Source organism: Azohydromonas australica DSM 1124 (genome assembly GCF_000430725.1).
GTDB lineage: Bacteria > Pseudomonadota > Gammaproteobacteria > Burkholderiales > Burkholderiaceae_C > Azohydromonas > Azohydromonas australica.
In genome coordinates this window covers 193,241-206,641 of sequence record NZ_KE387204.1, presented here as the reverse complement: position 1 = coordinate 206,641, position 13,401 = coordinate 193,241, and the positions used below count along the sequence as shown (strand labels likewise).

The 13,401-nt window shown below is 70.1% G+C and carries 12 protein-coding genes and 1 pseudogene; 11 read left to right on the top strand and 2 right to left on the bottom strand.

All coding sequences use genetic code 11. The features are described from left to right. Nucleotides 1-97: 97 nt before the first annotated feature. Both H537_RS0122835 and H537_RS0122830 read right to left on the bottom strand, forming a co-directional pair. Complete coding sequence (locus tag H537_RS0122835; RefSeq protein WP_028999696.1) at nucleotides 98-667, bottom strand: DUF3280 domain-containing protein; 570 nt, start codon at nucleotides 665-667, stop codon at nucleotides 98-100. Further along, entirely contained in the window at nucleotides 664-2,679 is a 2,016-nt protein-coding gene (locus H537_RS0122830; RefSeq protein WP_238446766.1) for a sigma-54-dependent Fis family transcriptional regulator, read from the bottom strand. Before H537_RS0122830 ends, H537_RS0122835 begins: the two co-directional genes overlap by 4 nt. A 298-nt stretch (nucleotides 2,680-2,977) precedes the next feature. On the opposite strand from H537_RS0122830, the gene H537_RS0122825 reads away from it, so the two are divergent. From H537_RS0122825 to H537_RS57070, 11 genes and pseudogenes are all read left to right on the top strand, one after another. Beyond that, nucleotides 2,978-4,012: a beta-ribofuranosylaminobenzene 5'-phosphate synthase family protein gene (locus H537_RS0122825; RefSeq protein WP_028999694.1), complete on the top strand. Its 1,035-nt coding sequence runs from the start codon at nucleotides 2,978-2,980 to the stop codon at nucleotides 4,010-4,012. A gap of 30 nt (nucleotides 4,013-4,042) precedes the next feature. Beyond that, nucleotides 4,043-4,945: an NAD(P)-dependent methylenetetrahydromethanopterin dehydrogenase gene (locus H537_RS0122820; protein ID WP_028999693.1), complete on the top strand. Its 903-nt coding sequence runs from the start codon at nucleotides 4,043-4,045 to the stop codon at nucleotides 4,943-4,945. 4 nt (nucleotides 4,946-4,949) lie between these two features. Further along, on the top strand, nucleotides 4,950-6,071 hold the full coding sequence (locus H537_RS44905; protein ID WP_169517073.1) for an ATP-grasp domain-containing protein: 1,122 nt from the start codon (nucleotides 4,950-4,952) through the stop codon (nucleotides 6,069-6,071). After that, the gene (gene mch, locus H537_RS0122810) at nucleotides 6,055-7,044 is read left to right on the top strand and encodes a methenyltetrahydromethanopterin cyclohydrolase (protein WP_028999692.1); all 990 of its coding nucleotides are present in this window, start codon (nucleotides 6,055-6,057) and stop codon (nucleotides 7,042-7,044) included. Before H537_RS44905 ends, mch begins: the two co-directional genes overlap by 17 nt. A gap of 116 nt (nucleotides 7,045-7,160) precedes the next feature. Continuing rightward, nucleotides 7,161-8,096: an ATP-grasp domain-containing protein gene (locus H537_RS0122805; protein WP_375136335.1), complete on the top strand. Its 936-nt coding sequence runs from the start codon at nucleotides 7,161-7,163 to the stop codon at nucleotides 8,094-8,096. After that, nucleotides 8,093-8,986 carry a triphosphoribosyl-dephospho-CoA synthase gene (locus H537_RS0122800; RefSeq protein ID WP_051243119.1) on the top strand — a complete coding sequence of 298 codons (894 nt, stop codon included), beginning with the start codon at nucleotides 8,093-8,095 and terminating at the stop codon, nucleotides 8,984-8,986. Before H537_RS0122805 ends, H537_RS0122800 begins: the two co-directional genes overlap by 4 nt. A gap of 57 nt (nucleotides 8,987-9,043) precedes the next feature. Then, entirely contained in the window at nucleotides 9,044-9,556 is a 513-nt protein-coding gene (fae, locus tag H537_RS0122795) for a formaldehyde-activating enzyme (RefSeq protein WP_028999689.1), read from the top strand. Between the two features lie 511 nt (nucleotides 9,557-10,067). After that, on the top strand, nucleotides 10,068-11,408 hold the full coding sequence (locus H537_RS0122785; protein ID WP_238446765.1) for an NAD(P)/FAD-dependent oxidoreductase: 1,341 nt from the start codon (nucleotides 10,068-10,070) through the stop codon (nucleotides 11,406-11,408). A 135-nt stretch (nucleotides 11,409-11,543) separates the two neighbouring features. Beyond that, nucleotides 11,544-12,007, top strand: a pseudogene (locus H537_RS44900) (acyl-CoA thioesterase). 175 nt (nucleotides 12,008-12,182) lie between these two features. After that, nucleotides 12,183-13,124 carry a LysR family transcriptional regulator gene (locus H537_RS0122770; protein ID WP_028999687.1) on the top strand — a complete coding sequence of 314 codons (942 nt, stop codon included), beginning with the start codon at nucleotides 12,183-12,185 and terminating at the stop codon, nucleotides 13,122-13,124. A 23-nt stretch (nucleotides 13,125-13,147) separates the two neighbouring features. Beyond that, a partial coding sequence (locus H537_RS57070) for an NAD(P)(+) transhydrogenase (Re/Si-specific) subunit beta (protein ID WP_211235057.1) occupies nucleotides 13,148-13,401 on the top strand: 254 nt, incomplete at its 3' end.

The window sequence follows — 13,401 nt, the reverse complement described above, 5'->3', positions numbered from 1 at the left end:
TTTTCCGGCCCGGGCTTTATTGCGAACGCGTGGGCCAAGACCGTCAATGGACTAAAGACACAGCATTTCTATTGCACGACCCTGTCGTGCTGGCCGTTCACAGGCCGTACTTCGGATTCGCCTGCCGCTTCTGTGCCATGTCGCGCACCATGAAGCGCACCGCGCGCTGCCAGGACTCGTCGTTGTTGCCGCGCATGTCCACCGACTTGGACAGCACCACGCGCTTGCCGCGCACGTCGTGCACCTCGATGTTGAAGTTCAGGATCAGCTCGCTGACCTTCTGCACCCAGCCGGTGATGGCGTAGTCGGTGTCGAGCTGCTGCCCCACCTGGCGCGCGCAGTCCTCGCAGCGGTGCATGAATTCCTGCTCGTTGCGCAGCTTGTCCATCAGCGCCCGCGCACCCTGCAGCGGGACGATCCGGTAGAGCCGCTGCGCCTGCAACTGCTCCTCCAAGTCCTCGCGGGCTTGGCGCAGCCGCCGCTGCAGCGCGGCCTGCGCCTGCGGCTCGGTGCTGGGGTGGTCGTCGAGCAGGTCGAAGTCCAGCACCACGGCGCTGGGCGGCGGCACCGGCTGCGCGCGGGCCGCGACCCCCGGTATCGCCAGCGCCGCGGCCAGGAGCAGCAGGCGGCGCTGGCGTTGCACGCTCTGGTGGCGGGGCGCGCTCACGAATGGCGCCGCAGCTTGCGGTAGATGGTGTTGCGGCTGATGCCCAGCCGCTTGGACGCGAGCGAGATGTTGCCGTCGAGCTCCTGCACCACGCGCAGGATGGTCTGCATCTCCAGCTCCTCCAGCGTGGCGCCGGCCTCGGCCGGATCGGGCTGCGCCGCCAGCGGCGGCGCCGGGTCGTTCTGCGCCACGGGCTTGCCCGTGCCGGCCTGCGCGCCGGCCGGGCCCGGCGGGCGCCGTGCCGCGGCGCGCTGCACGTCCTCGATGAAGTCCTCGGGCAGGTGCGCGGGCGTGATGGCGGCCTCGTCGCCGGCCATCGCGGCGGCGGCGCGCAGCACGTTGACAAGCTGGCGCACGTTGCCCGGCCAGTGGTAGGACTGCATCAGCCGCACCACCTCCGCGTCCAGCGCCGGCGCGCGCAGCGGGCCGTGGCGGCGCAGGATGCGCTGCGCCAGCACGAGCAGGTCGCCGCGCTCGCGCAGCGGCGGCAGCCGCACCGACAGGCCGTTGAGCCGGTAGTACAGGTCCTCGCGGAAGGCCTGGCGCTCCACCATCTCGCGCAGGTCGTGGTGCGTGGCGCTGATCACGGCCACGTCGGCCGGTGCGCCGCCCAGCGGCGCGAGCTCGTGCTCCTGCAGCACGCGCAGCAGCCGCGCCTGCAGCGCCGGCGGCATGTCGCCCACCTCGTCCAGGAACAGCGTGCCGCCCTGGGCCTGCAGGATGCGCCCCAGCGCGCCGGGGCGCCGTGCGCCGCCCTCGCTGCCGAACAGCTCGGCCTCGATCATCGGCTCCGGCAGGCCGGCGCAGTTCACGGTCGCGAAGGGCAGCCGGGCGCGCGAGGATTCCTGGTGGATGGCGCGTGCCAGCACCTCCTTGCCCGAGCCGGTCTCGCCCAGGATCAGCACCGAGATGTCGCGGTCGGCGACGCGGCGAAGCCGGGTGGCCAGCGCCTCCATCTGCGCGTCGCCCGTCTGCAGCCACGACAGGTCGGGCACGGCCTCGGCGTCCGCCGCGCGCGTCCGCTCGCGCCGCGGCACCAGCACCGAAGGCACCGGCGGCGCGGACGGCCGCACCAGCGCGGACGGCACGGCCGTGGCGCCCGCATCGGTTGCCGTTTCGCCGGACGGCAGCAGGCTCATCGTCGGGCGCGCCAGCGGCCAGTTCAGTTGCAGTCGCGCGTGCAGCTGCAGCCCGTTGGCCAGCGTGAGCGTGAGCGGACCGGTCGAGGCGCTGCGCGCCACGTCCAGCAGCTGCGGCAGGCTCAGGCCGAAGAGGCTTTCCACGCAGTTCATGCGCAGCCCCGCGGGGCTCAGCGCCAGCAGGTCCAGCGCACTGCGGTTGGCGCCCAGCAGCTTGCCGTCCTCGCCCACGGCCAAGATGCCCCCCATGAGCGTGTCGATGAACTCCACGCGGCTGTGGAAGTGCAGCCGCAGCGCGTGCTGGCAGTCCTCGGTGAGCCAGTGGTTCTCGATCATGCGGGCCGACATCTTCACCAGCCCCAGCGTGTGGGCGTGGAAGGAGCGGTGGTCGCCGGTGACGTCGAGCACGCCCAGCAGGTTGCCGCGCGGATCGAAGATGGGCGCGGCCGAGCAGGTCAGGAAGTCGTTGGCATACATGAAGTGCTCGTCGGCATGCACGAACACCGGCTCCTCCGTCACCAGCGCCGTGCCCATGCCGTTGGTGCCCTTGCTGGCCTCGGCCCAGTTCACGCCGGGCGCCAGCGCCACCTTGGCCGTGCGCTCCAGCAGGTCCGAGTGACCCACCGAGTGCAGCACCGTGCCCTGCGTGTCGGCCAGCACCACCATGCTCTTGCTGACCAGGATCTGCTCCAGCAGCAGCTCCATCACCGGCGCGGCATGCACGAACAGCCGGCGGTTGCGTTCATGGACCAGTGCCAGGTCGGCGCGCGGCAGCGGCGTGTAGTCGCCATGGCCGATGCGCGTGAGCCCCAGTGCCGCGCAGCGCTCGTGCGACTTGCGGATCGCCTCGACGTGCGCCGGGTCGCTCGGCACCAGCGCACTCGTGGCGGAATGTCCGAAGCCCAAATCGCGCTTTCGGCCAGCCAACGGGCCCTCGGACGGACGGGTCGTGAGCATCGCTGTCCTTTCTACTTCCGCCTGCAGCGGAGGTCTCCTCTGGGTTTTCTTACAGGCGCGCGCAGCATACGCCCGCGCCCTGCCGTGACACTGTGTACTGAATCCAGGGCAGCAACAGGGTTGCCAGCGAAGCCGGCTTGCAACAAGCACGCCATCCAGCCGCGTGGAACAGGGCTTGCAGTAAGGGGGTTCCTTCCCCGAGCCGCGTCCCGCCATGACTTTTGCCCTTGCCGCGTCCGCCGCTTCCATTCCCGAACTCGTGCGCGTGAGCGCCCCGGGTCGGCTGCACCTGGGCTTCCTGGATCCCGGCGCTTCGCTGGGGCGGCGCTTCGGCAGCCTGGGCCTGGTGGTCCAGGGACCCGAGACGCGGCTGGAGCTGCGCCTGGCGGGCCGCCCGGTGGTGGAGGCCGCGCCCGGCGTCGATCCGGCGGAGCTGGAGCGCGCCGCCGCGCACTTGGCGGCGATGCAGGCCCACACCGGGCTGGGACGGCCGCTGCACCTGCGGCTGCTGGAGGTGCTGCCCCCGCATGCCGGCCTGGGCTCGGGCACGCAGCTGGCGCTGGCGGTGGGCACGGCCTTCGCGCGGCTGCACGGGCTGGCGCTGGGCGCCGCGGACGTGGCCCAGATGCTGGGACGCGGCTTGCGCTCGGGCGTGGGCATCGCCGGCTTCGAGCGCGGTGGGCTGCTGCTGGACGGCGGTCCGCAGGCCAACGGCCGGCCCGCGGCCGTGACGTCGCGGCTGGACTTCCCCGAGCCCTGGCGCGTGCTGCTGGTGCTAGACCCCTCCCGCCGCGGCCTCTCCGGCGCGCAGGAGAAGCAGGCGCTGGCGCAGCTGCCGCCTTTCCCACGCGAGCTGGCGGCCGAGCTGTGCCACCGCGTCGTGATGCAGGTGCTGCCCGGCGCCGCGGCGGCCGACTTCGGCTGCTTCGCCGAGGGGCTCAACCGCATGCAGGCGCTGCTGGGCGGCTACTTCGCGCCGGCGCAGGGCGGCAGTTGCTACACCAGCCCGGCCGTCGATGCGCTGATGCGCTGGATCGGCCGCCACGGCGACGCCGCCATCGGCCAGAGCTCCTGGGGCCCCACGGGCTTCGCCATCCTGCCCTCGGCTGACGCCGCTGCGGCGCTGCTGCGCTCCGCGCGCGCAGCAGGCGCGGTGGCGCCGGGGCTGCAGCTGCAGCTCGTGCAGGGCCGCAACGCCGGCGCCGACCTCCAGATCCTGGCGGCCTCCCCGGCCGCTGCCTGCGCCTGACGGCGCCCACCATCCCTCCGGCACCACCTCATGGAACGACCCTACATCCTGCACATGCTCACGCCCGGCCCGTGGATGAGCCCCTTCGACGTCAACATGGCCGCCGACGCCGGCTACCAGGTGATCGTCCCGTACTGCGGCGTGGACGTGGCCGCCACGCCCAACCTGACGCAGGACGCCATCTTTTCGCGCGGCCCCAAGGGCGTGGCGCGCACGGGCCTGTTCATCGGCGGGCGCGACGTGATGCAGGCGGTGGACATGCTCGACGCCGCGCGCAAGGCCATGGTGCCGCCCTTCGTGGTGTCGGTGATGGCCGATCCCAGCGGCGCCTTCACCACCGCCGCGGCCATGCTGGCCTGCGTGCGCGAGCAGCTGAAGAAGGCGCACGGCGCCGACCTCGCCGGCCGCCAGGTGCTGGTCCTCGGCGGCACCGGGCCGGTGGGCCGCATCGTGGCCGTGCTGGCGGCGCGCGCCGGGGCGCAGGTGCGCGTGGCCAGCCACAAGGGACAGAAAGCCGCCGACGAGACCGCCAAGGCCGTGAACGGGCGCTTTGGCACGCAGGTGCTGGGCGCCTCCAGCGCCGACCAGGCCGCGGTGCGCGAGGCCCTGCAGTCCGCCGACGTGGTGCTCGCCACCGCTGCGGCGGGCGTACAGGTGCTGAGCGCCGAGGACCTCGCCGCTGCGGGCGGCAAGCTGCTGGTGGCGGCCGACGTCAACGCCGTGCCGCCGGAGGGCATTGCCGGCGTGGGCGTGATGGACGACGGCAAGCCGCTGGCGGGCACGCGGGCGGTGGGCATCGGCGCGCTGGCCGTGGGCAACGTCAAGTACCAGGTGCAGCACCGCCTGCTGCTGCGCATGCGCGAGGCCGAGAAGCCCGTCACGCTGAGCTTCGATGACGCCTTCGCCCTGGCCTGCGAGCTGCGCGCCGGCTGAGGCCATGGCCCGGCCCACGCTGCTGGTGGCCGGGCTGTCGGTGCGCCAGCTGGCGCAGGCCTCCGCGCGCGAGGGCTTCACGACCCTCGCGCTGGACGCCTTCGGCGACCGCGACACGCGCCATGCCGCACCGGGCTGGCGGGCCTGGCACCGCTTCGACGCCGGCGACCTGCTCGACGCGCTGCACGAGGCCGCGGCTGCCGGCGCGCTGGGCTGGATCGCCGGCAGCGGCTTCGAGGCGCACCTGGACCTGCTGTCCGCCGGCGCGCTGCGGCTGCCGCTGCTGGGCACGCCGGTGGATAGCTGGCGGCTGGTGCGCGATCCGCGGCGCTTCTTCCCGCTGCTGCGGGCGCTGGGCCTGCCGCATCCGCCCACCCGCTGGGACCAGCCTCCGGCCGACCACCACGATTGGCTGTTCAAGGACGGCGCCGCCTGCGGCGGCTGGCACGTTCGGCCGGCGCGCGACGCTGCGGCCGCGGGGGGGCTGGGCTGCTGGCAGCGCCGCCTCGACGGCGTGCCGATGTCCGCCGCCTTCGTGGCCGATGGCTGCCGCGCGCTGTGCCTGGGCTTCAACGAACAGCTCGTCGGCCTGCCCGATGCGCCCTACGCCTGGCGCGGCGCCATCGGCCCCGTGCCCGTGCCGCCCAGCGTGTCGGCACAGATCGACACGGCCTTGCAACAGCTCGTACCGGCCTGCGGCCTGCGCGGGCTGGGCAGCCTGGACTTCCTGCTCGATACCGGCGGCGGCGTTTCGCTGCTGGAGCTGAACCCCCGTCCCGGGGGGACGCTGCAGCTCTACGCGCCGCAGTCGCCGCTGCGTCTGCACCTGCGCGCCTGCCTGGGTGCGCCGTTGCCGACACAGCCTGTGTCGCAAACGGTCAACGGTCTGGAAGTGCTGTACGCGCCGCGGCGGCTTCGACTGCAGGCGGCCGAGCTGCAGCGGCTGGCGCGCCGCGCCTGGGTGCACGACCTGCCCGATGCGCCGGTGGACGTGGCCGTGCGGGAGCCGGTGTGCTCGCTCAGCGCCACGGCGCCGGATGCCGACGCCGTGCGCGCGCTGCTGCGCCGGCGCCATGACGAATTGACCCTCCTTCTGGAGAACTGTGCCCATGAGCTCCCCTGCTGACACCCTGAGCGTCAACCACTTGGCGCAGCCCCTGCTGCAACGGCTGCTGGACGAGGCCGCCACGCTGCGCGTGCGCGTGCAGCGCGACGAATTCGGCGTGCAGGTCGTCGATGCCGGGCTGGAAGCCCAGGGCAGCGTGGAGGCGGGCCTGGCCGTGGCGCGCATCTGCATGGGCGGCCTGGGCGAGGTGGGCCTGCGCGCCGCGCCGGAGGAAGGCTGGCCGACCTGGGTGCAGGTCAGCAGCGCGCAGCCGGTGCTGGCCTGCCTGGGCAGCCAGTACGCGGGCTGGAGCCTGTCGGCCACCAAGGAGGAGACCGGCGGCAAGAAGTTCTTCGCCCTCGGCTCGGGCCCGGCGCGCGCGCTGGCCGGGCGCGAGGACCTGTTCCAGGAGATGAACTACCGCGACCGCGCCGATGCCGGCGTGCTGGTGCTGGAGGTGGACCGCCTGCCGCCGAACGTGGTGGTGGAGAAGGTGCTGCGCGACTGCGCGCTGCCGCCGCAGGGCCTCACGCTGATCGTTACGCCCACGGCGAGCCTGGCCGGCACCACGCAGGTGGTGGCGCGGGTGCTGGAGGTGGCGCTGCACAAGGCGCACGAGCTCGGCTTCGAGCTGTCCGACATCGTGGGCGGCAGCGCGACGGCGCCGCTGCCCTCCCCCGGCGCCGACGGCCTGCAGGCCATGGGCCGCACCAACGACGCGATCCTGTACGGCGGCCGGGTGCACCTGCTGGTGCGCGGCGAGGAGGAGGCGGCGCGGCGCCTGGCGCAGCAGCTGCCCGCGCGCAACGCCCGGGAGTACGGCCGCAGCTTCGCCGACATCTTCAAGGCGGCGGAATACGACTTCTACAAGATCGACGGCGCCCTCTTCGCGCCGGCCGAGGTGTGGGTCAGCCACCTGGGCTCCGGGCGCACCTGGCGCGGCGGCGGCACGGACATGGGACTGCTGCGCGGGTTGTGGCTGGAGGAGGCGTGACAGTGACCGGAGAAGGAAAGCCCGTTCGGGCTGAGCCTGTCGAAGCCCTGGCGCCCGGCTCGGCTGCAGGCCCTTCGACAAGTTCAGGGCGAGCGGGTATCGCGGGCGGGTTGCGCATCGCCCCCGTCGGCCTGCGCGTCGCCCTGATGAGTGACGAATCCGGCTGGCACGTGCGGCGGTTGCGGCGGGCGCTGCTGGCGCGCGGGGCGGCGCTGGTGCGCTGCCTGGACCTCGCGCAGTGCGGCGTCGCCACTGGTGCCTCGCGCCACGGCCTGGTGCTGCCAGGCTTCGGGCGCGAGCTGCCGGATGCGGTGATCGTGCGCGGCGTCGCCGCCGGCAGCTTCGAGCAGGTCACCAAGCGCCTGACCGTGCTGCATGCGCTCACCGCGCTGGGCGTGCCCGTCTACAACGAGGCGCGCGCCATCGAGCGCAGCGTGGACAAGGCCATGACCAGCCTGCTGCTGCGCAGCGCCGGCATCGCCTCGCCGCCGGCCTGGACCACCGAGTGCCCCGCCCAGGCACAGCGCCTGGTGATGCGCGAGGCCGCCGCCGGCCGCGCGCTGGTGCTCAAGCCGCTGTTCGGCTCCCAGGGCAAGGGGCTGCAACGGGTGGGCCGCGTGGACGGCGCCTTCGTGCCGCTGCCGCCGCTGGAGCCCTACGGCGGCTTGGCCTACCTGCAGCGCTACGTGCCGCCGCTGGACACGCCGGGCTTCGACTGGCGCGTGCTGGTCATCGGCGGCCAGGCCGTGGCCGCCATGCGGCGCGTGAGCGGGCACTGGGTGCACAACGTGGCGCAAGGCGCGCGCTGCGAGGCGGCTGAGGTGACCCAGGAACTGGCCCAGCCCGCGGTGCGCGCGGCCCAGGCCCTGGGACTGGACTACGCGGGCGTGGACCTGATTCCCACGCCCGATGGGCCGCAGGTGCTGGAGGTCAACGGCGTGGCGGCCTGGCAGGGGCTGCAGCGCGTCACGGGCTTCGACATCGCGCAGGCGATCGTGGACGACCTGCTCGACCGCAAGGTCGCGGCGGCGCTGGGACGGCGCAGCGCATGAGTGCCGAAACACTGGCCATTGCCGTTCCGGCCGCCTCTGCGGCGGCGCTGGAGCGCGGGCGTGCCGCCTTCCTCACCGCCTGCCGCCTCGACGTGCAGGTGCGCAAGCCCGGCAACGTCAGCATCCATTCGCCCGGCCACGGCATGTTGGCGCAGCAGTTCCTGGACAGCGCCGCGGCGGCGCAGCAGGCGCTGTTCGCGCCGGGGCTGAGCGTCGGCCAGCGCATCGAGGGCGCGGTGCGGGCGACGCTGGCCGTGGCCGGCTGCAACACCAACCTGGGCATCGTGCTGCTGTGCGCGCCCATCGCCGCCGCGCTGGAGCGCGCGCCCGGCGTTCGGGACGCCGCCGGGCTGCACGCGGCCGTGCGGGCGGTGCTGCGGGAGCTGGACGTGGAGGACGCGCGTCATGCCTTCCGCGCCATCGCGGCGGCCCATCCCGGCGGCCTGGGCCGCGCCGAGACGCAGGACGTGAACGACGCACCGACTGTCGGCCTGCGCGAGGCCATGGCGCTGGCGGCACAGCGCGACAGCATCGCGCGGCAGTACGCATGCGGCTTCGACGATCTCTTCGCCGTGGGGCTGCCCGCGTTCCAGGCCGGCACGGACGCCGAGGACGGGATGCTGCGCGCGTGGCTGGCTTGCCTGGCGCGCTGGCCCGATTCACACATTGTTCGAAAGCAGGGTGCGGCCGTGGCACAGACTGTCCTGGAGCAGGCCATGGCCTTCGAGCAATGGCTGAAGGTCGAGAGCCCGGCTGCGCTGGCCGGAGCCCTCGCCACCTGGGACGAATCCCTCAAGAACCAGGGCCTGAACCCGGGCACCAGCGCCGACCTGGCGGTGGCCAGCGCGCTGCTTGGCACCCTGGTTTCGCGTGGCACGGAACGTGATTAAAGGCACGAAGCGCCGCAGCCGCGGCGTGTATCGCGAAACCCACATGGAGACTGACCCATGGCAAAAATCGACCGCATGCTCGTCGGCGAATCACTGGTTGGGGATGGCAACGAGGTCGCCCACATCGACCTGATCATCGGCCCGCGTGGTTCTCCTGCCGAGACCGCTTTCGCCAACGCGCTGGTGAACAACAAGGAAGGCTTCACGTCGCTGCTGGCCGTGGTGGCGCCGAACCTGATGGCCAAGCCGGCCACGGTGATGTTCAACAAGGTCACTATCAAGGGTGCCAAGCAGGCGGTGCAGATGTTCGGCCCGGCCCAGCGCGGCGTGGCGATGGCGGTGGCCGACAGCGTCGAGGACGGCACCATCCCGGCCGACGAGGCCGACAACCTGTTCATCTGCGTCGGCGTGTTCATCCACTGGCAGGCCGAGGACGACAAGAAGATCCAGGACTACAACTACCAGGCCGTGCGCGAGTCCATCGCGCGCGCCGTGCGCAACGAGCCCAGCGCGAAGGATGTCGTGTCCAAGAAGGGCGCGATGGCGCATCCGTTCCAGGCCGCTTCCTGACGCGGGTGTGCCACGGTGGTGCCCCGTTCTCAGAGACCGGGCATCACCGTTGTCTGGTAATGCGTGTGGTTCCGGTGTTCGGCAGGGAATGGCTCGAACGTCCCGGAAATCAGTCTCGGGTGCACGCGAACCCCATCCCTACTCCTGCAACTTTGTCGGACTCGCGGAGATTGCGCGGTGTGGCAGATGTCGTGTCAAGAGAACCGCTGCCGCAGGAGTACACGCGGTGCTGGCTCGTCGATGGTGTCGACCGTCCGGTTGGTGTCGCATGCGCGGCTGCGCGGCATTTCGGCAGCGAGATGAACTTGTACCGGTTGGATGTTGCCTAGCTCACTCCTATGTATGAAGACGATTGCACCGTCGCGGTGGTCCGCGAGTTCATCGTCAGCGCGCAAGAAGTGCGAAGCTTCCATCCCTAACCAAGCTTGCCGTCATCGCTGGCTGAACAGCGGCGCTGGCGATTGCTTGCAAGGCACCAATGAAATTGATCTTGCGTTGCCAAGGAGTTGACGTGCGACAAAGAAAACATACTTCGATTGATGCGCTGCACCGTATCGTCATTGTTGGTGGAGGTGCCGGCGGGCTGGAGCTGGCTACCAGGCTGGGCGATACGCTTGGAAAACGCGGCTTGGCGCAGGTCACGCTGATCGAGAAGGCGCGCACGCACTTCTGGAAGCCGCACCTGCACGAGATCGCCGCCGGCACGGTAGACCTCAACACCCATGCGGTGGACTACCTGGCACAGTCGCACTGGCACTGCTTCCGCTATCGCATGGGTGAGATGACGGGGTTGGACCGAGTGCGGCGCGAGGTGCATGTGGCCCCATTCATCGATCCGGATGAGGGCGAAGAGGTGGCTGGGCAGCGCGTGTTTGTCTATGACACGCTGGTCATTGCGGTGGGCAGCCTCAACAACGACTTCGGTACGCCCGGCGTGCAGGAGCACGCCATCCTGCTGGAGACGCCGGCACAGGCCGAGCGCTTCCATCGCCGGCTCGTGAACGCTTGCGTGCGCGCACACGCACAGACCGCGCCGCTGCGGCCGGAACAGCTGCAGGTGGCCATCATCGGCGCCGGCGCCACCGGGGTGGAGCTGGCGGCGGAACTGCACCAGACCACGCGCACGCTGGTGTCCTACGGGCTGGACCGGATCGACCCCGAGCGCGACATCCGGCTCAACCTGATCGAGGCCGGCCCGCGCATCCTGGGCGCGCTGCCTGAGCGCATGTCAGCCTCGGCGCGGGCGCTGCTGGAGGAACTGAATGTGCGCGTGCGCACCAATGCGCGCGTCACGGCGGTGACGGGCACCGGCGTGCAACTCGCCAGCGGTGAAACCATTCCGGCAGAGCTGGTGGTGTGGGCCGCGGGTGTGAAGGCGCCGGAGTTCCTGGCGCAGCTGGACGGCCTGGAGACCAACCGCATCAACCAGCTCGTGGTGCACCCGACGCTGCAGACCACGCATGATGCCAACGTCTTTGCCATTGGCGACTGCGCCGCGGCGCCCTGGCTGGGACGCGAGGGCACCGTGCCGCCGCGCGCGCAGGTGGCGCACCAGCACGCTTCCCACCTGGTCAAGCAGATACGACGCCGGCTGCTGGACCAGCCGCTGCAGCCCTGGCGCTACCGCGACTTCGGGTCTCTGGTATCGCTGGGCAAGTACTCCACCGTGGGCAACCTCATGGGTTCGCTCATCGGCGGCAGCCTATGGATCGAGGGCCTGTTCGCACGCTGGATGTACCAATCGCTCTACAAGCTGCACGAGCTGGCGCTGCACGGGACGTGGAAGACCGTGCTCGGCACGGCCGCGCGCTTCCTTGCCCGGCCAACACTGCCGACAGTCAAGCTGCATTGACCGAGGAGCAAGCCGAAACCAGCCAGACCCAAAGCCCAGGGCAAGGCGACGCTGGACGCACATCCGCCCCGATAGACGAAAACCAACACTGTTACTCGAGGAACCATTGGCATGGATCTGCCTGCACAATAGCTCATGATGGCGGTGTTGATGAAGCCGAACACTGCCACCTTCTCTGGCAACGTGCACGGCGGCACGATCCTGCGGCTGCTGGACCAAGTGACCTACGCCTGCGCCAGCCGCTACGCCGGGCGCTACGTGGTTACGCTCTCAGAATGGACCAGTTGATGTTCCGCCAACCCATCCATGCGGCGAGCCCGTCACCTTCCCGGCCAGCATCGACCACACAGGCACCATCCTCGATGGATGTGGGCGTCAAGGTGATCGCGGAGGACATCCGCACCCAGGCGGTACGCCATGTCAACAGCTGTTTCTTCACCATGGTGGCCGTGGACGATGAGCGCAAGCCTGCATCGGTGCCGCCGCTGCGGCCCTTCACGCCGGATGAATGCAGACGCCATGCGGCCGCTATTGCATGCAAGAAGGTGCGGCGTGAACTCGATGGGCTCTTTGGCGCTGCCTGTTCCTCGGAGAAATGACGTCCATTAAAAGGGCTTCAAGTCTTTGACACTGGCGCACAAGGACGTGCCTCAGCCTGCCGTGTAGCGGGCAGCGGCGCCAGCCAGTGGCTGTTGAGCCCAGCACGTCCTGCTGAAAACGAGCTCGCCGAGCCGATCGCAGAGGCATTCCTGCTGGATTTGGAAATATAGCGCCATGATCAACTTTCGTATCGTGCGGCACCTGTGGCTGTTCCTTGCCGTAGCGGAGGAGAAAAACTACGGACGAGCCGCGAAACGGCTGGGCATGTCGCAGCCGCCATTGACGGCGCAAATCAAGATTCTGGAACAGTCTCTGAAACTGAAGTTGTTCGAGCGTTCTCAGCGCGGAACGCAGCTCACCCCCGCGGGCGCAGCGATATTGCCTGCAGTTCGGAAATTTGCGGACCAACTGGAACGGCTGGAACTCGCTGTCCAGGAAGTGCTCTCCGGACACGCTGGCTTGCTGACCATAGGCGCCATCAGCCACGCGATGATGGACGTCCTGCCGCCTTTGTTGGAGCGGCTGAAGGCGCAGAGGCCTGGGCTTTCCGTTTCAGTGCGGGAGATTGACAGTGCCGATGCGGTGCTGGCGCTCGAGTCTGGCGACATTGATCTGGCTTTTGCGCGCCTGGAAGACAACTTGGGCCCAACGATCCAGTCCATTCCAATGCCCCAGGACAGGGTGGCAGTGGCGCTGCCGCGCACCCATCCGTTGGCTGCAGCGTCGCGCGTGCGTCTGGCTTCGCTTGCAGAAGAACAAATGGTGATGTTTTCCAGGCAAATCAGCCCCGCGTTCTACGATAGCCTGATCGCGGCCTGCCAAGCCAACGGCTTCTCGCCACGCATACTGCATGAAGTGCGCAGCGTTGCGTCGCAACTCGCGTTCGTGGGGTGTCGGCAAGGAATCGCGCTGGTGCCGTCGACGCTCAAGAAGGCGGCCCCCGATACCGTGGTCCTACGTCCATTAAAAGAGGATTTGGAAGTCATTGCGACTTCCATGGCCTGGGACACACGGCGTTCCAATCCGCTGGTCAGCTATGTCGTTGAGACGGTGTCGTCCATGGTTGCAGTGCAAAAAGGCCGTAGAACTACGGCCAAGGCTCGCGCTAGGGCATAGGAGGCGTGGCGTGGGGCCGGGACATGACATTCACGGCCAAGGGGACTCCGATCCCGGCCGGCAACCGGCTGGAGCTATTCCTGGGGACGGCCATCGGCGCCATCACCTTCAGCGGCTCGGTCATCGCCTTCGGCAAGCTCTCGGGCAAGTACAAGTTCCGCCTGTTCAAAGGCGCGCCGGTAGTGTTCCCGGTGCAGCACCTGCTCAACCTGGTGCTGGGGCTGTCCACCATCGCGCTTGGGCTGGTGTTCATGTTCACCGAGAGCTGGCCGGCGTT

What these genes read in the sequence shown, in the direction of transcription:
- H537_RS0122825 (WP_028999694.1), top strand. Translation starts at nt 2,978, where the DNA reads ATGACTTTTGCCCTTGCCGCGTCCGCCGCTTCCATTCCCGAACTCGTG.
- H537_RS0122820 (WP_028999693.1), top strand. Translation starts at nt 4,043, where the DNA reads ATGGAACGACCCTACATCCTGCACATGCTCACGCCCGGCCCGTGGATG.
- H537_RS44905 (WP_169517073.1), top strand. Translation starts at nt 4,950, where the DNA reads ATGGCCCGGCCCACGCTGCTGGTGGCCGGGCTGTCGGTGCGCCAGCTG.
- mch (WP_028999692.1), top strand. Translation starts at nt 6,055, where the DNA reads ATGAGCTCCCCTGCTGACACCCTGAGCGTCAACCACTTGGCGCAGCCC.
- H537_RS0122800 (WP_051243119.1), top strand. Translation starts at nt 8,093, where the DNA reads ATGAGTGCCGAAACACTGGCCATTGCCGTTCCGGCCGCCTCTGCGGCG.
- fae (WP_028999689.1), top strand. Translation starts at nt 9,044, where the DNA reads ATGGCAAAAATCGACCGCATGCTCGTCGGCGAATCACTGGTTGGGGAT.
- H537_RS0122770 (WP_028999687.1), top strand. Translation starts at nt 12,183, where the DNA reads ATGATCAACTTTCGTATCGTGCGGCACCTGTGGCTGTTCCTTGCCGTA.